Annotated in this window: 20 protein-coding genes; 6 read left to right on the top strand and 14 right to left on the bottom strand. The window is 68.0% G+C overall.

Features of this window, described 5'->3' with window-relative positions:
• The first annotated feature begins 29 nt into the window (after nucleotides 1-29).
• Entirely contained in the window at nucleotides 30-866 is an 837-nt protein-coding gene (locus B215_RS0107120) for a MipA/OmpV family protein (RefSeq protein ID WP_236704529.1), read from the top strand.
• Between the two features lie 72 nt (nucleotides 867-938).
• On the opposite strand, the gene ybaL is transcribed toward B215_RS0107120, so the two are convergent.
• From ybaL to B215_RS0107050, 14 genes are all read right to left on the bottom strand, one after another.
• A complete protein-coding gene (ybaL, locus tag B215_RS0107115; protein ID WP_019368952.1) occupies nucleotides 939-2,573 on the bottom strand; it encodes a YbaL family putative K(+) efflux transporter in 1,635 nt (544 codons plus the stop codon).
• A 225-nt stretch (nucleotides 2,574-2,798) separates the two neighbouring features.
• The gene (locus tag B215_RS20585; RefSeq protein ID WP_019368951.1) at nucleotides 2,799-3,392 is read right to left on the bottom strand and encodes a hypothetical protein; all 594 of its coding nucleotides are present in this window, start codon (nucleotides 3,390-3,392) and stop codon (nucleotides 2,799-2,801) included.
• A gap of 563 nt (nucleotides 3,393-3,955) precedes the next feature.
• The gene (locus B215_RS0107105; protein WP_019368950.1) at nucleotides 3,956-4,879 is read right to left on the bottom strand and encodes a hypothetical protein; all 924 of its coding nucleotides are present in this window, start codon (nucleotides 4,877-4,879) and stop codon (nucleotides 3,956-3,958) included.
• Nucleotides 4,880-4,903: 24 nt separating this feature from the next.
• On the bottom strand, nucleotides 4,904-6,637 hold the full coding sequence (locus B215_RS20580; RefSeq protein ID WP_019368949.1) for a LysM peptidoglycan-binding domain-containing protein: 1,734 nt from the start codon (nucleotides 6,635-6,637) through the stop codon (nucleotides 4,904-4,906).
• 82 nt (nucleotides 6,638-6,719) lie between these two features.
• Nucleotides 6,720-7,481, bottom strand: coding sequence for a DUF6683 family protein (locus B215_RS0107095; RefSeq protein WP_192813034.1), 762 nt, complete (start codon nucleotides 7,479-7,481; stop codon nucleotides 6,720-6,722).
• Between the two features lie 20 nt (nucleotides 7,482-7,501).
• Nucleotides 7,502-8,278 carry a DUF6683 family protein gene (locus tag B215_RS21515; RefSeq protein ID WP_019368947.1) on the bottom strand — a complete coding sequence of 259 codons (777 nt, stop codon included), beginning with the start codon at nucleotides 8,276-8,278 and terminating at the stop codon, nucleotides 7,502-7,504.
• 165 nt (nucleotides 8,279-8,443) lie between these two features.
• Nucleotides 8,444-9,079: a hypothetical protein gene (locus tag B215_RS0107085; RefSeq protein WP_019368946.1), complete on the bottom strand. Its 636-nt coding sequence runs from the start codon at nucleotides 9,077-9,079 to the stop codon at nucleotides 8,444-8,446.
• 152 nt (nucleotides 9,080-9,231) lie between these two features.
• A complete protein-coding gene (locus B215_RS0107080; protein ID WP_019368945.1) occupies nucleotides 9,232-9,612 on the bottom strand; it encodes a helix-turn-helix domain-containing protein in 381 nt (126 codons plus the stop codon).
• Complete coding sequence (sctT, locus tag B215_RS0107075) at nucleotides 9,609-10,436, bottom strand: type III secretion system export apparatus subunit SctT (protein ID WP_019368944.1); 828 nt, start codon at nucleotides 10,434-10,436, stop codon at nucleotides 9,609-9,611. The genes B215_RS0107080 and sctT overlap by 4 nt, the downstream gene beginning before the upstream one ends.
• Nucleotides 10,433-10,699 carry a type III secretion system export apparatus subunit SctS gene (gene sctS, locus B215_RS0107070; RefSeq protein ID WP_019368943.1) on the bottom strand — a complete coding sequence of 89 codons (267 nt, stop codon included), beginning with the start codon at nucleotides 10,697-10,699 and terminating at the stop codon, nucleotides 10,433-10,435. Before sctS ends, sctT begins: the two co-directional genes overlap by 4 nt.
• 12 nt (nucleotides 10,700-10,711) lie before the next feature.
• Entirely contained in the window at nucleotides 10,712-11,410 is a 699-nt protein-coding gene (gene sctR / locus B215_RS0107065) for a type III secretion system export apparatus subunit SctR (protein WP_019368942.1), read from the bottom strand.
• Nucleotides 11,407-12,324 carry a FliM/FliN family flagellar motor switch protein gene (locus B215_RS19705; protein ID WP_019368941.1) on the bottom strand — a complete coding sequence of 306 codons (918 nt, stop codon included), beginning with the start codon at nucleotides 12,322-12,324 and terminating at the stop codon, nucleotides 11,407-11,409. The genes sctR and B215_RS19705 overlap by 4 nt, the downstream gene beginning before the upstream one ends.
• Nucleotides 12,324-12,644 carry a flagellar biosynthetic protein FliO gene (fliO, locus tag B215_RS0107055; RefSeq protein ID WP_019368940.1) on the bottom strand — a complete coding sequence of 107 codons (321 nt, stop codon included), beginning with the start codon at nucleotides 12,642-12,644 and terminating at the stop codon, nucleotides 12,324-12,326. The genes B215_RS19705 and fliO overlap by 1 nt, the downstream gene beginning before the upstream one ends.
• A 24-nt stretch (nucleotides 12,645-12,668) precedes the next feature.
• Complete coding sequence (locus B215_RS0107050; RefSeq protein WP_152997914.1) at nucleotides 12,669-13,826, bottom strand: EscU/YscU/HrcU family type III secretion system export apparatus switch protein; 1,158 nt, start codon at nucleotides 13,824-13,826, stop codon at nucleotides 12,669-12,671.
• 475 nt (nucleotides 13,827-14,301) lie between these two features.
• Between B215_RS0107050 and B215_RS21780 the strand changes: the two genes are divergently transcribed.
• From B215_RS21780 to B215_RS0107025, 5 genes are read left to right on the top strand one after another with little or no spacing between them, the layout of a single operon-like run.
• Nucleotides 14,302-15,144 carry a lytic transglycosylase domain-containing protein gene (locus B215_RS21780; protein ID WP_082664498.1) on the top strand — a complete coding sequence of 281 codons (843 nt, stop codon included), beginning with the start codon at nucleotides 14,302-14,304 and terminating at the stop codon, nucleotides 15,142-15,144.
• Between the two features lie 2 nt (nucleotides 15,145-15,146).
• Complete coding sequence (locus B215_RS0107040) at nucleotides 15,147-17,108, top strand: flagellar biosynthesis protein FlhA (protein ID WP_019368937.1); 1,962 nt, start codon at nucleotides 15,147-15,149, stop codon at nucleotides 17,106-17,108.
• Nucleotides 17,105-18,943 carry a type III secretion system outer membrane ring subunit SctC gene (gene sctC, locus B215_RS0107035; RefSeq protein WP_019368936.1) on the top strand — a complete coding sequence of 613 codons (1,839 nt, stop codon included), beginning with the start codon at nucleotides 17,105-17,107 and terminating at the stop codon, nucleotides 18,941-18,943. Before B215_RS0107040 ends, sctC begins: the two co-directional genes overlap by 4 nt.
• Nucleotides 18,940-20,160, top strand: a complete 1,221-nt coding sequence (locus B215_RS0107030) for a hypothetical protein (protein ID WP_152997913.1) — start codon at nucleotides 18,940-18,942, stop codon at nucleotides 20,158-20,160. Before sctC ends, B215_RS0107030 begins: the two co-directional genes overlap by 4 nt.
• Nucleotides 20,157-20,465, top strand: a complete 309-nt coding sequence (locus tag B215_RS0107025; RefSeq protein ID WP_019368934.1) for a hypothetical protein — start codon at nucleotides 20,157-20,159, stop codon at nucleotides 20,463-20,465. Before B215_RS0107030 ends, B215_RS0107025 begins: the two co-directional genes overlap by 4 nt.
• Nucleotides 20,466-20,467 lie beyond the last annotated feature (2 nt).

Below are 20,467 nucleotides of genomic sequence, written 5' to 3'. Positions count from 1 at the left end.
AAGGTTCGCGGTTCGAACGAGGAATGATGATGCGCGCTTCTTTGGCGATCCTTGGCCTGTTGGCCGCCGAGCCCTGCCTTGCCCAGACCGAAGCTGCGCGGCCGGTGCCGCCCGCAGGACGGCCGATCGATCCGGCTGCCCAAGGCTGGAGCGTCACCGTCGGCGCCGCGCCTATCCTCACGCCGATGTGGCAGGGTTCGCGCGACATGGCGCTCTCGATCTTCCCGGATCTGCGGATCAACTACAAGGACGCGATCTTCGCCTCGATCCCCGATGGCCTGGGCTGGAACGCAGTGAATCGGGACGGGTGGAAGGCGGGGCCGCTCGCCAAGATGCGCTTCGGCCGCGACGAGGATCGCGGCGGTTCGCCGTTCCTGATCACCGGCAGCAGCGATGCGCTGCGCGGCATGGGCAATATCGCCGCGGCGGCGGAGCTGGGCGGTTTCGTGGAGAAGCGGTTCGGATCCTGGCGGGCGCGCGTGGAGCTCCGCCGCGGCTTTGGCGGCCACGAAGGCGTGATCGCCGATACCGCGCTCACCTATCGCACCCGCGCAGGCCGCGCGATCGTCAGCATCGGCCCGCGCGCCACGATCGCCAGCAAGGCGTTCATTGACACCTATTTCGGCATCGACACCGCCCAGTCGCGCCGCACCGGATTGCGAACCTACGCGGCATCCGGCGGCGTGCTGTCCTATGGCATCGGCGGTTCGGTGCTGCGCCCGATCAACCGGCGAAGCGCCGTCACGCTGTTCACCGGTCTGGACCGGCTGGGCGACGCCGCCGGAGACTCTCCCCTGATCCGCGAACGCGGCCGCCGCATGCAGTTCACCCTTGGCCTAGGCTATGGCTATCGCTTTCGCCTCTAGGCGCGGCGGGCCTGGTTTGCTGGGGTTGCCGAGCCGGGCCACCGCTTGCGCGGTCATCGGGCGCATCGTCGGCTAGGCCGATCCTGCCGGCATCCCGCGGGCGAGTTCGATCATCCGGTTGGCGATCTCGCGTTCGCCCATCACCACCTCATCGGCGCCCAGTCCCTCCAGATAGGCGACCTCGTCGGTCGAGTGGGCGCGCACCACCACCGGCACGTTGGCGGCGAGCAGCCGGGCATGCTGGATGATGGCGCCCCCCTCGAACCCGGCGGGGATTGCAATCAGCAGCCTGCTCGCCTGGCCAATCCCGGCCGCGACCAGTGTCCGCGCGTCCAGCGCATTGCCTTCGACGACGGCGATACCCGCCCTGCGAGCCTGTTCGGCCATGTCGCCCTGATCCTCGATCAGCGCGAATGCCTTGCTATGCCGCTGAAGATCGCCCGCGATCATCTTCCCAACGCGGCCATAGCCGACCAGGATCAGATGGCCTGCCGGCAGGTCGACAGTCGCGATTGGACCCCTGGCTGGCTCCGCTTGATCGTAGCGCCTGCAGATCCAGCTGAAGAGGAAGGGGTTGAGGAAAATCGAGAACATCGCCGCAGCGAGGATGACGTCGCGCGCCGCCGCCGGCATCAGCCCGAGGTCGGTGCCGAGGCTCGCGAGGATGAACGAGAATTCGCCGATCTGGGCGAGGCTTACCGCGACGGTGACGCCCGTCTGGTTGGAATAGCCGAACATCCGGACGATCCCGTACGCCGCGAGCGATTTGCCGACGAGGATGATCGTGACCGCAGCCAGCAGCACCAAAGGCTGCTCGACCAGCACCGACGGATTGAACAGCATACCCACCGACACAAAGAACAACACCGCAAAGGCGTCGCGGAGCGGCAGCGTCTCCTCGGTCGCGCGCCGACTGAGCGAGGTTTCCCCCAGGATCATGCCAGCGAAGAAGGCCCCGAGCGCGAACGAGACATCGAACGCCAGCGCCGCGCCGAACGCCACGCCCAGCGCGATCGCGAGCACGGCAAGTCGGAATAGCTCCTGGGAGCCGGCGCTGACCACCCATTGCAGCGTCCAGGGTATTACCCGCCGGCCCACCACCAGCATCAGGGCGAAAAACCCGGCAACTTTGAGGAAGGTGGAAAGCAGCGGTTGCAGCAGCGATCCGCTGCCACTGCCTCGCATCACCTCGCCCAGCACGGGCAGCAGCACCAGCGCCACCACCATTGCCAGATCCTCGACGATCAGCCAGCCGACCGCGATGCGCCCGCGTTCGGTTTGAACGATATCGTGCCCCTGCAACGCGCGGAGGAGCACCACGGTGCTTGCCACGGACAGCGAGAGGCCGAAGACGATGCCCGCCTGCAGCCCCCAGCCTGCGATATAGGCCAGCCCGATCCCCATGGCCGTGGCGGCCGCGATCTGCACCACGGCCCCGGGCACCGCGATGCGCCGAACCGACAGCAGGTCGCGAAGCGAGAAATGCAGGCCCACGCCGAACATCAGCAAGATCACCCCAAGCTCGGCCAGTTCGTTGGCCAGCTCCGAATTTGCAACGAAGCCGGGCGTGAACGGTCCGACGGCCACGCCGGCAAGCAGATAGCCCGCGATGGGCGATACTTTGATCCGGTGCGCGATCGCGCCGAAGATGAAAGCGACGACGAGTCCTGCAACGATGGTGGCTATCAGGGGTGCGTGATGCGGCATCGTTAATCCTTGGAACGGCTATACTGGTTCGACACCGGCCACGCCCAAAGCGGCCGGTGTCGATGCAGATCAGGGGCTAGGCCGTGTCGATGGCAGCAGCCAATATTGCCGCGGCACCGGCAATGCCGGACCAGACGGCGACAGCGAACCACCAGGGGGGCCGCCTATTTCGTTTTTTTCGCATCGAGTCCTCCTATGCCGCTGCAGCGGTGGCGAAGACGATGTTTAGGCGCGAAGACGCTGGAGCGCCGGACTGGGGGTAGGGGGGCGCGGCGGGGCCCTTGCCCGCGGCGCGCCACGGCGCACGACAAAAAATAACGGCGTGGCCGCACGCAGGTATAGGAAAGCAAGAACGGCGAGCGCTGCCGCGAAGGCAGGCGTGTGCGGCAACAAGGCGCCGGTGTCGATAGCAGAATCGAGCGGCACGGCCCGCGGCCGCTGAACTAGCGTGAGGCTCTTGTCGCCGCGTTTGGCGGTGATCGCCACGCTGGTCGTCGCTGGGTTGAACGCTGCACCATGCCTAAGCGTTTCGGGCGGGCCGAGTGGCGCGACCGCGCTGAACAGCAGCAGCACCACAAACATCCAGACCGCCAGCGGCGTGGCTAGGCGCTGGCCTGTGCCTCGCTCGGCCGTGCGGTAGGAGTGGCAATTCATTACGTGCGAACGCACCGACTTCGCGATTGTGCCGTAACGAAACGGCACCTCCGTCTCTTCATCGACGCCTACAATCATGGCCGACGGCTGGCAGGAGCGACCAATAACGCGCGAGCCGGAGAACGACTTGACTTGGTCGCGAGCCACCTGAAGCGATGTGCTCATCGATGATGGCCGGCGACTACAGCGAAGGCACGGTTGGAGGGCTGACTTCGGGGTGCGAACGAGACATTCCCATGCGTTCAGCCGACAGCGCAGCGAACGACATTGAGCCTCAGAAAAATTCATTACGATCCGCAACCTCCGGCTACGGATTGCAGTAACCTTAGCAGAAAATTGTGCGTCCGTGCGGCGAATGCCCGAAGCTGACCAACAAGTTTGAATTCCCTTGGGCGCCAGCTCCCGGCATCCGAAGCGCGGTGCGCATCTGCGGCTGCAGGCCTCCGCGACTGCATATTTGAGATGTGATTGGAGAGTTCGCTTCTCGAAGTCTAAGTCATTGAAACGCGGCACTCCCGAGGCGAACGCGCTACGCACTCAGACCGCTGACAAAACATGCTTTTCTCAGCTTCGTTGTTACTCGGCTGGCGATCGCGTGTTGATCGACCTTCACTCCAATAAGATCAGCGCAACGGCGCGGTTTACGGGACGGACGTGATCGCGCAAACCCGCTACTCTTTCAGGAAGGAAGACCGGTACATCGACAAGCAGCAGAGATGCGCAGATCGTCAGCCCGGGTGGTGGAGATATCCACTGATTTGTGCATCGAACCGCCGCGCTGCGCCGGCGGCAGGATCGCTACTGCGTGCTAGTGCGGAAAGTGCATGGCTGGCAGCGGCACCGTGGCGCCTACTAGCGAACAACGCGAACGCATTCTCCGCCACCACCGGGTCATAGTCCGTCGCGCCGGCCACGCAGACGAGGTAGCGGACGACATTGTCGAGCGCCGCGGGATCGAGAGCCAGCTGTTCGACACTGGCCTCTCCCGCCAGTGCCTTCGGATAGCGGGCGTAGAACGCATCCGCCAGGGCACCGCCGATCTTCCCGCTCGCCTGGACTTCCTGGCAGCTGGGGAGGGGGAGGCCTGTGATGGGGGCGGCGCTTGCCATGGCCGGGGCCTTTGCGGGTGAGGGCGTGAGGAGCGGGAGCAGCGCGTCGTAGCGGGCGGTGCAGCGCGGCACCGGGTGCGCGCGGCAGCTGAGCGCCCGGCTCTTCGCCCAGGTCTCACTCGTAACAGCCGGCGCTGGCGATGGCCTGCGTGCAGGCGAGGCACCGGAAAGAAGGGCGGCGCGTTGCCGGGCCAGATGTACCGCAGACCGCGCGAAGGTTACCCGCGCCGCCGTGCCGCCGCCCTCCGCAGCAGCATCCCCCAGTTCCTGAAGAGCGGCGCGGAAGGCAGCAGCTGCTTCGGGGCTGTCGACGCCTCGCCCGGCGGTAGCGATCGCGCTATCGGCACAGGCGACCAGTGCGGAAGCGTCGCCGTTCGCGCGCGTTTGGCAGTCGGCATAGGCGGCCTCCCCACCGGCGACGGGGACGGCGGCTGGCGGGGCGGCCGCTCTCTGGTTGGAAGCGTTCGCAGGCGCTTCCGGCGCGGTGCCGCCGCAAGCAGCAAGTGCCAGAGCCAGAACGCTCGCGTTTCTGGAGATCCGCATGCCCATGCTCTACCCCGCTGGTCTTCAGCGGTAAAGAGAGCGGACCGCGGGCACGTCGACGCCCTGTGGGTTGCCCATGAACCGGGTGACGTCGATATTGCGGTCGATATAGTCGGAGATCCAGCCGCGATAGGCCGCGCCTTCGTTGCCGCCGGCGGCGTCGAGATAGGCGGCGCGCTGCTTGCTCGGCACGTTCGCTTCGAAGGTGCCGTCGCGCAGATATCCCATCTCGCCATCGATCAGCCCGCGCGCGCCGCCCAGGCCCTCGTGGTGCGCGATATAGGCGTATTTGGCGATGGCGGCCGGCGAGGCGTTGGCGGGCACATGGCCGCTGTCGCGCAGTGCCGCGACATTGTGCCTGGCATAGTCGGCGCCGGCGAGGATCGACAGGCGCGGATCGTTGCGCGCCGCAAGCAATCCCGCCCGATCAACCACGCGGTTGTCGGCGCCGACCAGGCCGAGCGCCTTGGCTTCCTGGTTGAGCACGCTGCCGGGGCGGGTCGCCTCGCCGACCCAGGTGCCGGTCAGGAACTGGGTAAGTCCCGTCGCCGACGAGGTGCCGGCCCTGGAGTTGGCCTGCCACACGCCCTGCGATTTCGCCGCCTCGGCATCGATGATCGCGGCGACGGTCTGCGGCGCCATGCCGGTTCGGGTCGAGGCTTCCAGTATGGCGCCGCGATATCGATCGTTGGCGCCGAGCGAGAGGTTTTCGGGCGCATAGGCACCCTGTGGGGCGTGCGTGCCGGTTGCCGCTGGGGAAGCGGGCGTCGCCGCCCGGGCCTGAACATCGGGCTTCACATAGACGCCGATCAGGGTGCGGCCCCGGCCGCTCAGGCCATTGGCAGCGGCGCCGGTGCGGGCATTGGCGGAGGCATAGTCGCTCGCGAACCCGTTGTCGGTGCGAATCTCGATATGGCCGTATTTGGCGTTTCGGTCGGTGGCGCCGGGCGCGGCACCATAGACCAGCACCGCGCCCGTAGGGGCATCATAGGGCGAGCGAATGTTCGCGCCCGCCCGGTCGAGGAGGTTGACGAAGCCGCGTTGCTCCAGCGCGGGGCCGGCGCCTTTGGCGGCAACGCCGGGCAGATAGTCGCGCACCGCACCGGATTGCTGGAGCGCGGTTTTCACCCAGGCATAGCAACGACCGATCGAGACATGACCGGCGGCGCGACGCTCGGCCAGATCGGCTGCCTGGACCGATGCCGCCCCTGGCGTCGGGACACCTTCTGCGGGGGTGGCGCGGGGCGCTGCCGGCGCGACGCCCTGAACCCTGCCCAGTTGCGAACGCGTGCCGCCAGGCGCTGCGCCGAGCACCAGGTGCTGGCCTGGATGGATGCGGTCGGGATGGGCAATGCCGTTACGCGCGGCGACATCGGCGACGGTCGTGCCATGGGCGGCCGCGATGCCACTCAACGTGTCCCCGGGCTTGACGGTGTAGGCCGTAGGCGCGGCGCTCGGCAGGCGGATCTGCTGGCCGATCTGGATTAGCGCCGGATTGGCGATGCCGTTGATCTCTGCGAGGCGCTGCCAGCTGGTGCCGTTCGCTGCCGCGATCTCGCTCAGCGTCTCTCCCTTGCGAACCTCGTGAACGTTCGCGCCCGGCCCAAGATGCGCGAGGCTGTCGGGCGAGGAAAGCAACCGATTGAGCGCCGAGCCGCCGCTGACCGTTCCATCGATCGGCAGGCCCGCAGCCGAAAGCGGATCGGACGTGATGCCGTTTCGCGATCCGGACGAGAGAAGGCTTGCCAGCTGGGTCATCGGTCATACTCCTTAGACTTCGCAGGCAGGTGTACCGGCCCTGTCCGGGAGCGTCTCTAATCGGATCGATTAGGCGGTGATCCTAGCTGTCATGGGCCAGGACGAACCCACCGGGCGCGAGGTCGAGCCGATGGAGATCGAGCCCCATCGCCTGGGCGCCCTTGCGAACGGCGTTGCCTACCGCACGCAGCTGGGCCGGGTCGCGCTTGGCCTGTTCGATGCTTGCGTCGATCAGCGCGCTCTGCACCCAGAGCGCCTCGGCAAGTTCCTGCTTCTTCGCGTCCGAAGCGCCCGCGATTCCCGGGGTGGCCGCGACGGCGGTCGCTGCTTGCCGGCGGACGGCCGCCAGGGTAGCCGGGTCGGGCGTGTCGTTGTTGCCGTGGACCGCTTCCCATGCGGTGAGCCACCACATTGCATAGGCGTCAGCGACATTGTCGATATGCAGGCCGTGCGGTGCGACGAGCGCGCCGAGCCGCTCGATGAAGTCGCCCTGGGCGAACAGCTGCTGCAGGTCGGCGGCGCCCGCCGGGTCCGCGGCCCGCGTTTTCTGGACGAAGGCAGCGAGGTTGGCGCTGCGCCGCGCCTTGGAGGGAAGGTAGCGCAGTGCGCGGGCATCCGCGGGCGTTCCGCGCGGGGAAGGGGGCTCCGTAGCGCGCGGTCTACCCGCCGGACGCGCGCGTGCTGCATCCTGGGCCATGCGGTCGTCGAGCATCATGCTCAATGGATCGGAGTGGGTGACCGTGGACGTGATCATCACCCAACCCTGGCTGTCAATCTGTGCCTGGGCGGAATTTGCCCAATGCGTCGCCGTGACCAGGATGAGCGCTGCGCCCAAGCCTCTCATGCAAAGCGATCCTCTGGTTATCACCCGCGGCGCTGGCGCAGCAGGAGGAATCCGCCGACGCCCATTCCGCCTGCCGCGAGCGCCAGCACACCATAGCTGCCGGCGTTCCCCGGCGTGGAGGGGTCGGCCGGCACGTCGTTCCGGCCGACCCTGAACGGGACGAAGCCTTCCGCCGTCAGTTCGAACCGGTCGAGATCGAGGCCCATTTGCTCGGCGCCCTTGCGCGCCGCCTCGCCAACCGCGCGGAGGCGCTCCGGTTTCTGCTTGGCCTGTTCCACCGCGCCATCGATCAGCGCGCTCTGCACCCACAGCGACTCCGCGAGTTCCTGCTTCTGGGCATCCGACGCGCCGGCGATCTGTCCCGTGGCCGAGATGGCGCCAGCGGCCTGCCGACGAACCGCGGCAAGCGTGGCGCGACTGGGGGTGTCGTTGCTCCCGCGGGAGGCCTGCCAGGCGGTGACCCACCAAAGGGCATAGGCATCGGCGATATTGTCGATCTGGAGGCCCTGCGGTGCGACGAGCGCCCGGATCTTCTCGATGAAGTCACCCTGGGCAAAGAGCTTTTGGAGGTCGTCGGCACCGCGCGGATCGGCTGCCCGGGTCTTGTCGACGAAGCGGGCGAGATTGGCCGTGCGGCGAGCCTTGGACGGCGTGTAGTGCAGCATCGCCGGATTGGCGGTGGGCCGTGCGCGCGCCATCGGCGCGGCGCCTTCGTGCGAGAAGCGATCGGCATGGTCCTGCAGCGCGATCCGCGGCCCTTCGTACAGCATCGGGCTGATCATCTGGGCCTGCGCCATGCCAGGCACCGCAACGCATGCCAAGCCGAGGGAAAGGAGCAACCGCGACGCCATCGATACCTCCTGAACAGGTCGGGCGGGTCGTTCCCGACGCCGATGAAATAAAAAACGAGCCGGGCGAAGTCGATGCTTCGCCCGGCCCTTTGCGATGAACCGCCGCGTTTCTTAGCCCTTGCGAGCCATGGTCGACAGCCCTTCGCCGATCGTCTTGATCATGTTGGTGGTCGACTGCATCAGGTAGCTGAACTCTTGGGTGGCGACCTGCAGGTCGGTCATGGTCCTGGTCGACTTGTTGTTCTTCGACTGCGAGTCGTAGGTCTGGGCCAGCGACTGCATCTCGTCGATCTTGGCATCCATGGACTGTGCCATCACCTCGGCGATCGCGCGCAGCCAGTTGCCGCTGCCGGCGCGGCCCTCGCGCGAACCTTCGGTCTTCGCGCGGTCGCTGCCCTCGCGCGAGGCGGCGAAGAGGTTCTCGGCAATATTGTCCGCCTGCTGGCTCATCTCGCGCGTCATCGCGCCCTGCTCCGAGGGGGAGAGGATGCCATAGCCGATCGTGCTCACTGCGTCGGCGATGCTGCCCGGTGCGCCGCCGACAGAGGCGCTGAACGTGCTCTTGGCGATATCGATCATGCCCTGCGGCAGGCCGAGCTTTTCGCCGAGCTGCTGGAGCACCTGCTGGCCGATCGCCGCGCCCAGCGTGCGGACCGCGAGCGATGCCCAGCCCGCCGGGCCCATCGCGAGGGAAGCCAGGCTGATCGGATTGACCAGAGACCGCGTAAGACCGCTCAGGAGACCCATGGATCGTTCCTTTCCATCCAGATATCGCGCTCCGCTCGGGAGCCAAGCCGCCGACACCGTGTCGCCGGTACAAAGGCAAACTGCCCCGGATCGGGCCCCAGCGCGCTCCACGATTCGTTTAGCCTGGCTCAACGAATCGTGGAGGGGCGGGGTCATTCGAGCGGCAGGAAGAGCAGTCCCGCCAGGCTGTTGAGTTCGCGAACGCCGTCGAGATCGAGCTTGCGGATCGCGTTGTTCATGTGCGTGCGCACGGTGTTCTCGGTCATGTTGAGCAGCGTGCCGATATCGCCGTTCGCGCGGCCCCAGCCGAGGAAGCGCAGCACCGCCGCTTCGTTGCGGGTCAGCGTCTGCAGCCCCGCCAGATGGAGCAGCGGCACGCGCCAGCCGGGGACGGTGAGCTCGCCGATGCGGATCTCGCGGGCGGCGGCGCCGCGACGTTCCTCGGCGGCGCGGAGCTCGGCGATCAGCTGGGCGAGCTGCTCGGCATCGCTTGGCGGCGGCGCGGGCGCGCGGAGGGCGGTGGCGCTGGTCATTGGGGCTTGGCCGTTCGCTGGAGGACGCCGTCCGCAATCTCCTCGCGCGTGCCCAGATCGGCGAGGATCGCCTGGGCGAGCAGCGGGAGCGTGAGGATGACGACGAAGGTGGCGGCGGCGGCCTTGATCGGCATCGCCATCGAGAAGACGTTGAACGACTGAGCGAAGCGGTTGAGGAACCCCATCGCCAGGTCGATCACGTAGAGCACGGTCAGCACCGGCGCCGCGAACAGGAAGGCGAGGGCGAACAGCCGCCCGAACTCGCCCTCGAAGAACATCAGCGCGCGCGCATCGAGCTGCAGCCCGCCGGGGCCGAGCGGCCAGATCAGGTAGCTGCCCATCACCGTGCCGACGAGCAGGGTGAGGCCGCCGGCGGTGACGAACACCACCTCGGCGAAGCGGCTGAGCAGGATGCCGGTGAGCGAGCTGGTATTGCCGCTCAGCGGATCGACCAGCTGCCCGATCGTAGCACCCACCTTGGTGTCGATGATCTCGCCCGCGGCGCCCAGCGCCCAGAGCACCGTGCCGAAGAAGAAGCCGATCGCGCCGCCGGCGGCGGCTTCCTTGAGCAGCATCTTGAGCCAGCCCATCGCCGAGAGGTCGTTCGGGTGGAAGTCCGGCTGCATCTGCAGCGCGACCAGACCGAAGGTGACGATGATGCTGTTGCGCACCGTCCCCGGCATCACCTCGCGCGAGAAGACCGGTACGAACACGAAGGCGAAGGCGAAGCGCGCCGAGGCGACCGCGACCACCAGCAGCTGGTCGAGCCAGGGCATCGCCGCGAACAGCGGCACGCCGACGCCGGGGGGCACCGCCTCGATCATCGCCCCACCGCCGCAAGGCCGGAGAAGATCGAGTCCGCATAGCTGTACAGCGTGCCCGCCATCAGGCTCGCCGTGACGAAGATGCTAATCACGATCGCGAAGAACTTCAGCGTGTACTGCAGCGTCTGTTCCTGGAGCTGGGTCGCCGCCTGCACGATCGCGACGAGCAGCCCCACCACCGACGCCGCGATGATCGGCGGCGCCGAGAGCAGCAGCACCAGCCACAGCCCCTGGGTGGTGACGGCGACGAGATCGTCGCTCATGCGCGCGCCTCCTCAGGCATAGGAGAGCACCAGGCCGTGGCTCAGCTTCACCCAGCCGTCGACCAGCACGAACAGGAGGATCTTGAACGGCAGCGAGATGGTGACCGGGGAGAGCATCATCATGCCCATCGCCAGCAGGATGTTGGCAATCACCATGTCGATGACGAGGAAGGGGAGGAAGATCAGGAAGCCGATCTGGAAGGCGAGCTTGAGCTCCTTCACCACGAACGCCGGGATGACGATCACGAAATCGGTGTCGCGAAGGGTGCTGACCTTCGCCGGGTCGCCGATCCGCTGCTGGGTGCGCAGGAAGAAGGCACGCTCGCGCGGATCGCTGTGCTTGACCAGGAACTCCCGCAGCGGCTCCTTGGCGCGGTCGGCAGTGGCGAAGATGTCGCCGGTACTCTCGATGGGGTTCTCGGCCTGTGCCGGGGGATCGCCGGGCATGGTGGGGGTGGCGGGTCCCTGGACGGCGGCTGCGACCTGCATCTTTTCCAGCGTCGGGTACATCACGAACACGGTGAGGATCAGCGCGAGGCCGTTGAGTACGAGGTTGGGCGGCACCTGCTGCAGCCCCAGCGCATTGCGCACCAGGCTGAGCACCACGGCAATCTTGGTGAAGCTGGTCACCATCACCGCGAAGAACGGGGCTAGCGCGATCAGGACAACCGTGATCAGCGCCGAGCCCGGAGTGAACTGGGCGAGGTTCACGCCTCCACCTCCACCTGCTGCTGGACAACGCCCTCGGCGAGATCGACGCGAGACTCGATCAGCACCGCGAATCGGTCGCCGAGCTGGACCAGCTCGCCCCGGGCGAGCGGGCTGCCGGCGACCAGTAGCTCGACCGCCAGGCCTTCGGACGCGGGGCCGAGCGGCAGCGCCACGCCCGGGCGCAGATCGGCAAGCGCCGCGGCGCTGACCCGCTGCTCGGGCAGGCGCAGAGTGAGGGGCACGGCGAAATCGCGGGCGGAGGGGGCAGCATCGCTGGATTCCATGGGCGCTCCATCGGGGTGCGGGGTGAAACTGCCGGTGGCGAGGTCGAGCTGACCGGCCTGGCGGAAATGCGGGGCTTGGAGCGTGGCGCGGGGGCGGGCGCCGACCAGCACCAGATCGCCGGGGGCAAGGTCGCCCGCTTCGGCGATGCCGAGCCGGGGGCCTTGCACCAGCAGCTGAGCGAGCACCGGCAGGCGCGCGGCGAGCGGCGTGAGTGCGTCCGCCTCGGCAAGCCAATTTGCCGCATGCGGATGGTCGCAGGGGAGGACCAGCGCGGCGTCCAGCCCTTCACGGCCGAGGGCGAAGTGGAGTGCTGCATCGTCCGACGCGCTGCCCAGATCCTCGGGTTCGAGCTGGAGTCCCAGCACTTGTTCGAGCGCGAGCAGCAGCGGCTCGGCATCGTCCAGCGCGGCGGCGGCTTCGGCGATCCGTTCGGGATGGAGTACCGCCCCGCCGGGGCGGAACTGGCTGCCATCGGGGCAGCGGAACCAGCTGCCGCGCGGGGGCGCTGCGACGATCTCGACGGCGAACCCGGCATGCTCGAGCAGCCGCGCAACGGCACCGGCCAGCGCATCGCGCGCCGGATCGACGCGGGGCAGGTCGAGCGCATCGAGGCGGAGCATGGTCGCCATCAGAAGCGCACCTGCGCCGGCAGCGGCTTGGCCGGGGCCTGCCCCTCGGGCCAACGGGCGAGCAGTGTCACCGATCCGGCAGTGACGCCGACCAGCATCGTCTCGCCGCGCGCCTCGATCAGCACCACCCGTTCGCGCTGGCCGAGCGGCATCGAGCGGAGGAAGCGGATCGGCGTGTCGCTCTCGCCATTGGCGGCGACGCCGAGCTGGCGATCCTGCAGCTTCTTCAGCAGCCAGATCACGCCCCAGGCCATGCCCAAGACGAGGGCAAGCGCCACGACGATGGCGAGGATCGAGGATAGGACGGCTCCGATTCCCATGGTGCGGTTGGTTCTCCGGTCTGGTCAGCGTTGGGGCGCGGCGAGGCGCGGGGCGGCGGTATCCATGTCGTGCTGCATCGGGCCGTCGCCGCTCCTGGCCTTGGCGGCCCAGAGGATCACCGCGGCGATCGCATCGAACATGTCCTCAGGCACGATCTCGCCGATCTCGCCGCGTGCCCACAGGCTGCGGGCGGCGGCGACGTTGCGGACGATTGGCACGCGGGCTTCCTCCGCCTCGGCGCGCATCGCGGCGGCGAGCTCGCCCATGCCCTTGGCGGCGATCACCGGCACCGGGCACGTCGCTTCGTCATAGTTGAGCGCGATCGCGATATGGGTGGGGTTCACCAGCAGCGCGGCGGCACCGCGCGTGGCGCCGAGATTGTTTTGATTGGCCCATTCCTGGTGCATGTCGCGGCGCAGCGCGCGGACCTGCGGATCGCCTTCGCTTTCCTTGTGTTCCTGCTTGATGTCGCGACGGCTCATCTTCATCTTCTTGATGAAGCTGTGCTTGGAATAGATCCGGTCGGCGACCGCGACGAATAGGAAGACCGCGACGACCATCGCCAGCATCTGCAGCGTCAGCGAATAGGTGAGCCCGATCGTGCTCAGCGCAGCGCCCCCGCGCGACTCGTCGATGGGGGAGGTTGCGGCGAGTCGAATCAGCTGGCCCGAACTGGACAGCGCGCTCTGATAGACGAGATAGCCGATCGCGCAGATGAGCCCTGCCTTCACCAGCGTCTTGGCAAGTTCGAACAGGCCGTCCTTGCCGAACATCCGCTTGAGGCCTTCGATCGGATTGAGCTTCTCCAGCCCGAATTTCATCTTCTCGGTCGTCATCATCGGACCGACCTGGAGGAACTCGGCGAAGGTTCCGATCAGCGCGGCGGGAACCAGCGTGGCGAAGGTCAGGCGCAGCAAGGTCCAGGCCGCGTCCCAGCCGATCGCCGGGGCGGTCTGCTCGAACGAGCCGGTCGCCGCCTGTGCCACCACATCGGTGGCGAGGCGCGCGAGTTCGCTTGCGGCATAGCCCGAGACCCCGACGAACAGCAGCAACCAGGCAAGCGTAAGAAGTCCAGTGGCCAAATCCTTGGACTTGGCGACGTCACCCTTCTTGCGCGCATCTTCTAGCCGCTTCGGTGTCGGGAGCTCGCTCTTGTCGGCGCTGTCCTTGCCTTGGCCCATGAAGTTGAACTCTTGCTGCGGGACAGTGCGCGCATAGTCGCGAAGTGTCCGCACAGGTCGAGCAGGTCGACACATTGTCTGCCCGTGGGGCGGGGCAGCAACATCGTTAAAATCCTGTAACCCGTTCCCAGATGCAACGGGCAAAATCGGTGCCGGATGCCAAACGAAACCGCTAAGCTATTGATATATCACAATGTGCGATGAGTCGAGTCGCGGCAGGTAGTTGCGCCGCGTCGATGAGTAGTGCTGACAGCCTTGTTAGTAAATCAGACAAATCGAAAGGTTCCGCAGCTCACCTTGCAAGGAAACCGGTTCGTCGTCCCGTAACAGTGCGAAATATTTCTGGCTAGCGACTTGAAATTGTAAGAAATTCGCGACAGCCTATAGGTGTTCCTGGACGAGCAGGCCGGGAATTGTGGGGCATCGTGCTGAGACAACTGTTGGCCAGGACCGCCATCGGCTGGGGAGCGATGCAATGTGTAGAGTAGTTCTTAGCGTTTCCTCGCTGGCCTTATGCGGTGCGGCGATCTTTATTCCGGAAGCGGCATGGTCGCGGGACAAGACCCCGCCGCCACCGCCCTGTGCGCTGACCGCGACCTTGCGGGTGGCGGATGCGGCGTCACTGGCGGGGATTCAGTCCCTCCAGGGGTGCAGCAACATCGTCGTTGCGCCGGGCACCCCGGCCGAAATGCCGAAGAATGTTCGGATCGCGCCGGAGGCCGAGGAGGGTTCGTCGGGCGATCGCGCTGCGTCGTTCCAACTCGTCTCGGGCAAGAAACACCGCGAGGCGGAGCCGGCGCCCGAAGCCACGCTGCGGGTCGCGGCAATCGCGCCGCTCCGTCAGGAGCCGGCGTCGCTGACCCCGGCCGCGGCATCCGACGCGGCGATCCTGGCGATGCGGCCGGTATCCTATGCGACGCGCTATGACGCGATGATCCAGCGGGTCGCGGCGCGCCGGCGGGTGGATCCGCTGCTGCTCCATGCCGTGATCGACCAGGAATCGCGCTACCGTGCCGATGCGCGCAGCCCGGTCGGCGCGCATGGCTTGATGCAGCTGATGCCGGGCACGGCGCGGATGCTCAACGTGTCGGCGTCCAATGCCGAGGCCAATGTCGACGGCGGCGCGCGGTTGCTGCGCCAGCTCCACGGCCGGTTCAACGATTTCAACCTGACGCTCGCCGCCTACAACGCGGGCGAGGGCGCGGTGCGGCGCTACGGCAACCGCATCCCGCCCTACCGGGAGACCCAGTCTTATGTGGCCGGCGTGATGGGCCGGTACAGCCGGCTGCTCGCCGAACAGGCCGCGCGGAGCCGCTGAGCATGGCCCCAGCCCTGATCCTGCGCGGCCTGCGCCGCATGCCCCTGCGCGTGGCCGACATGCTGCTGGTCGGCAGCGTCGTCACCGTCGTGTTGCTGATGATCGTGCCGATGCCGCCGCTGGCGCTCGACGCGTTCATCGCCACCAACATGACGGTGGGCATCCTGCTGCTGCTCAGCTGCATGTACGTCGCCAAGCCGCTGGATTTCTCGACCTTCCCGACGGTGCTCCTGCTCTCCACGCTGTTCCGGCTGGCGATCAGCATCTCGACGACGCGGATGATCCTCACCCATGTCGATGGCGGCGAGATCATCCAGCAGTTCGGCCAGATGGTCGCGGGCGGCAATCTGGTGGTGGGGCTGGTGGTGTTCCTGATCATCACCATCGTCCAGTTCATCGTCATCTCGAAGGGCGCCGAGCGCGTCGCCGAGGTCGCCGCGCGGTTCAGCCTCGATGCGATGCCGGGCAAGCAGCTGTCGATCGACAGCGACCTGCGCTCGGGCATCCTCACCAAGGACGAGGCGCGCGAGAAGCGCCGGACGCTGGAGATGGAGAGCAAGCTCCACGGCAGCCTCGACGGCGCGATGAAGTTCGTGAAGGGCGATGCGATCGCCTCGGTGATCATCGTGCTGGTCAACCTCCTCGGTGGGCTGGCGGTGGGCATGCTCTACCACGGCATGTCGGCGGGCGAGGCGGCGACGACCTTCTCGATCCTGACGATCGGCGACGGGCTGGTCGCGCAGGTGCCGGCGCTGTTCTCGGCGATGGCGGCGGGCCTTCTGGTCACGCGCACCACCGACGAGGAGCGCGACGGCGATCTCGGCCCCGCCATTGCGCGGCAGATCACCGGCAAGCCGCATGTGCTGATGATCGCCGGGGGGCTGGCGATGCTGCTGGGGCTGGTGCCGGGCTTCCCGACGCTGATCTTCTTCGCGCTGGCGAGCGCGTTGCTGCTGGGCGGCGCGTTCCTCCATCCGACCTCGGGCGTCTGGCTGCGCACCCGGCTGGGGCTGGCCTCGGGCGAGACGACGGTCGCGACCGGCGAGACGCTGATCGCTGCGCAGGCGCTGCCCGTGGTCGATCCGCTGCGGCTCGCCGTCGGCCTGCCGCCCCAGCACCCCGCCTTTGCCGCGCTGGCGGACCGGCTGCGCGAGGGCGCCGCGGCGCTCCAGACGCGGACCGGCATCGCCATCCCCGACCTGCGCGTCGTCCCCGATCCCCGCCTCAATGACGGCGAATGGCTGCTCAGCGCGCACGACGCCCCGCTCGGCGACGGCGCCAGCGACGCGGGCGCGCTGCCTGACGTGGCGGCGGAGCGCGTGGCGCAGCTGCTCGAACGCAATCTCGGCTTGTTCCTCGGGCTGCAAGAGGTGACCGATCACCTCAACCGGCTCGGTGAAACGCACCCGGAAGTCGTCAAGGAAGCGGTGCGCGCGGTGCCCACCGGCCGGATCGGCGAAGTGCTGCGCTTGCTCGCCGAGGAGAGCGTGCCACTGCGCAACTTCCGCGACGCGATCGAGGCGATCGGCGAGGTCGGCCAGTACGAGCGCGAAGCCGTGCCGATGGCCGAACGGGTGCGCGTGGCGATGCGCCGCCACCTGATCGCGCCGCTGTGCGAGGCCGGGCGCCTGCGCGTGCTGATCGTCGGCGCCGATCTGGAGGAGACCATCCGCCAGACCGTCACGCCCGTGGACGGCCAGATGCGCCTCGCGATCAACCCGCACCAGATGCGCGCGCTGATCGCGCTGCTCTCCACCCAGGTCGCCAGCAGCGGCGCGCGGGCAATCCTCACCGCGCAGGATCTCCGCCGGCCGCTCCGTCTGCTGATCGCGGGCGACCTGTTCGAGGTGCCGGTGATCAGCTTCAACGAGCTCAACCCGGCCGTGCCGCTCGATATCGTCGGCGAAATCAACGCCGCCCCGGAGAGCCTGACCAACCAGATGTCGGACGAGGTTTCCCTATGATCCGCGCCCAGCGCTTCCTTGCCCTGCTTGCCTGTACCGCTTTGCTGCCCGTCGCCGCCCCCGCCGAGACGCCGCCCATGGGACAGAAGCGGATCACGCTCACCGCGCGCAACCAGCGCGTCGATGCCGCCGTCGTCGATCTGTTCGGCCAGGCCGGGGTCAAGGCGAAGGTGAGCTCGGCGGTGACCGGCAAGGTCAACGGCGTGTTCGTCGGCACGCCGCGACAGGTGTGGACGCAGCTCGCCAAGGCCTTCAACCTCGTCGCCTATTATGACGGCGCGGTGGTGCGGGTGTACTCCGCGGCCGAGGTAACCTCGCGCAGCTTCAACGCTGCCGACCCCGAGGCAGTGGTACGCGACGCCCAGAAGCTGCGGATCCTCGACGACGCCAATCGCGTCTCGGCCGCGAGCAATTCGGTGAGCGCCACCGGCGTGCCCGCGTTCCTCGACCGCGTGGCGCAGCTGGCGGGTACCGCAGGCAATCCGGCGGTGATCCAGGCCTCCGCCACGTCCCCGACCGCGCCGATCGTTTCGCCGCTGCTCGGCCCCGCCGCACTGGAGACGGTGACCAGTTCGCCGCTCCGCTCCAAGGTGCTGAGCGGCGCCACGACGCGCTCGCCCTATGAGGTGCGGATCTTCTACCTCCGCTACGCCCGCGCCGACGACACGATCCAGAAGAGCTTCGACCGCACCATCACCATCCCCGGCGTGGGTTCGATCCTGCGCGGGATGATGGGGGATGGTCGTCCGAGCTCGACCGTGTCGACCAGCGGCAATTTCGACGTCCAGCGCCAGTCACTGCCCCGTCTCGGTGGGCGCGGCCTCAACGCCGTGCCGCCGGACGAGGCGCAGCGCAGCTTCGACCAGCAGGGCACGCCCGGCCTCGATACCGTGGTGGTCCGCGAAGCCGCGGTGCGCGACATCAACGGTCCGCGCGTCGAGGTCGACCCCAGCAATAACGCCGTGCTGATCCGCGACCGGCCCGAATCGATGACCGTCTACGAAGACATCGTCCGCGCGCTCGACGTCGAGCCGCGCGGGGTGGAGATCGAGGCGACGATCCTCGAGCTCGATACCAGCAAGCTCAAGGAACTGGGGCTCGACTTCGGCTTCAGGACCGGCGGCCTGGGCGCGCTGTTCGGCGGCAACGCGACCAACCCGACCAACAACTTCTCCAGCGGCAATGTCGGCGCGGCGTATCTCACCGGCGGCCTGGACCTGTTCGCCGCGCGCATCACCGCGCTGGAGAAGACCGGTGCGCTGCGGGTGATCTCGCGGCCGCGGCTGAGCACGCTCAATAACATCCCCGCGGTGTTCAACAATCAGGTGCAATATTATGTCCGCGTCGCCGGAGACCGGCAGGTGGACCTGTTCCCGGTGACCGCGGGCATGGTGATGCGGGTCAACCCGTCGATCCTCTATGACGGCGGCGAGCTGCGCACCCGCATGGCGATCGAGATCCTCGACGGCTCGCCCACCGGCCTGGTGGTCGACGGCATCCCGGCGGTGAAGCAGAGCAGCATCAACACCAGCGCGGTGGTGAAGCAGGGCGAGAGCCTGCTGATCGGCGGCATGACCGTCGAGACCTCCTACGACTACAAGTCGAAGGTGCCGGTGGCGGGCGACGTGCCGATCCTCGGCCAGGCCTTCCGCAAGCGCAAGAAGGGCGACCAGCATTTCGAGCGCATCTTCCTGATCACCCCGCGCGTCGTCTCGCGCCGCGAGCAGCAGGCGGCGGCGGTGCAGCCGAGCTCGGCCACCAACCCGATCCCGATCGAGCAGATCCGGGCAGCGGGCGACCGCCACCAGAAGCGCAGCCGGAGGGCCCGCCGGTGAACGCGCCCTTCGCCCCGGTAAAGCCCGGCACCATGGTGCTGCGGGTGCTGAACGGCCGCCTGTCGGGCGCCGAGCATCGGCTGCACCGGGGCAAGTTCGTCCGCGTCGGGCACGGGTTCGAGCACGACATCGTGCTGCGCGACCCTTCCGCGCGCGGCGTGTCGCTCGAGCTCGACCTTGCCGACGGCATGGCCTGCGTCCGCGTGGCGGCGGGGCAGGTGACCCTTCTCGGCCGACCGGTCGGAGCGGGCGAGCAGGCATCGCTGCCGCCCTTCGTGCCGATGCTGGTCGGCGCGGTGGCCGTCGCGATCGGCGCGCCGGAGGACCCGCGCTGGGACGACGCCATCCGGCTTGCGCCGATGGTTGCGCCAGCCGCTGCCGATGCACCCGTATTGTCGCCGCAGCGCGCCGCGCTCCCCGAGCGGGTCGCGACCCGGCTCTACCCGATGCGCGGCGCGCTGGCGCTGGATCGCTACTGGCCCGCCTATGCCGCGGCCGTGGCGGCCTTGCTGCTGCTCCTGCTGTTCGCGCCGCCCGCCGTCCGCTGGGTAACGCGCGAGCTGCACGACAGCGCCGGCGAACAGGCGATGCTCGCCGCCGCCGGCTTCCGCGACCTCGAGGTGGAGGAAACCCGCAACGGCACGATCGTCCGCGGGATCGTCAAGGATGACGCCGCGCTCGCCCGGCTGCGGCAGGTCGTTGCCGGGCAGCTCGGCCCGGCCACGCTCGATGTCGAGACGATGGACGGGCTCGCCGCTGCCGCCACCGATCTGCTGCGCGCGCAAGGGGTCGATGCCGAAGCGATTCCTCGCCGCGGCAACGCGCTGATGGTGAAGGCCGAATTCCTCCCCGCCGATCGCCAGGCCGATCTCGCGCGGCTGATCAAGGAGGACGTGCCCGGCATCACCCGCGTCGACTTCGCCACCGACGGCGCGCGCGGCGACCGTGACCTGCAATATTTCTTCTCGGGCTCGGCGTACGGCCTCGCGACCTTCATAGACGGCGACCCCGGCTACCTCACCACCGCCGACGGTACCCGCTGGTTCGCCGGCGCCACGGTGCCGACCGGCCACCGCATCGTCGCCATCGGCAACGGCCGCGCCAGCTTCGAGCGCGACGGCCGGATCGAAGAACTCGTCCTGGGACCCAGCACGCCGCCGTCCCCGGAACCCTCCACCACCCCTGGCGGCGACGCAGACGGAGTGACCACCCAATGACCAACCCGATCAACAGCGCCGTCCTCGGCACGATCGCCTCGCTCGGCAACATGGGCACCACCGAGAGCCGCGCCGGCAAGGGCAACTGGTTCGAGGCGTTCGGCGAAGCCTGGGGCAAGGCGCTCGACACCCAGGCCGATGCGATCACCGCCCAGTCCGACGTGGTGAGCCAGGGCGGCGACAAGCCTTCCGACATCACCCAGCTGACCACCGAATCGATGCGGATGAGCTTCATGGCGAACAGTTCCCACAGCTCGATCGACAGCGTCTCCAAGGCGCTCGAAACCATGGCGCGGAAGAACTGACG

Origin of the sequence: Sphingomonas sp. ATCC 31555 (assembly GCF_000282895.1) — a bacterium.
Lineage (GTDB): Bacteria > Pseudomonadota > Alphaproteobacteria > Sphingomonadales > Sphingomonadaceae > Sphingomonas.
This window is presented reverse-complemented; position numbering and strand designations above follow the sequence as displayed.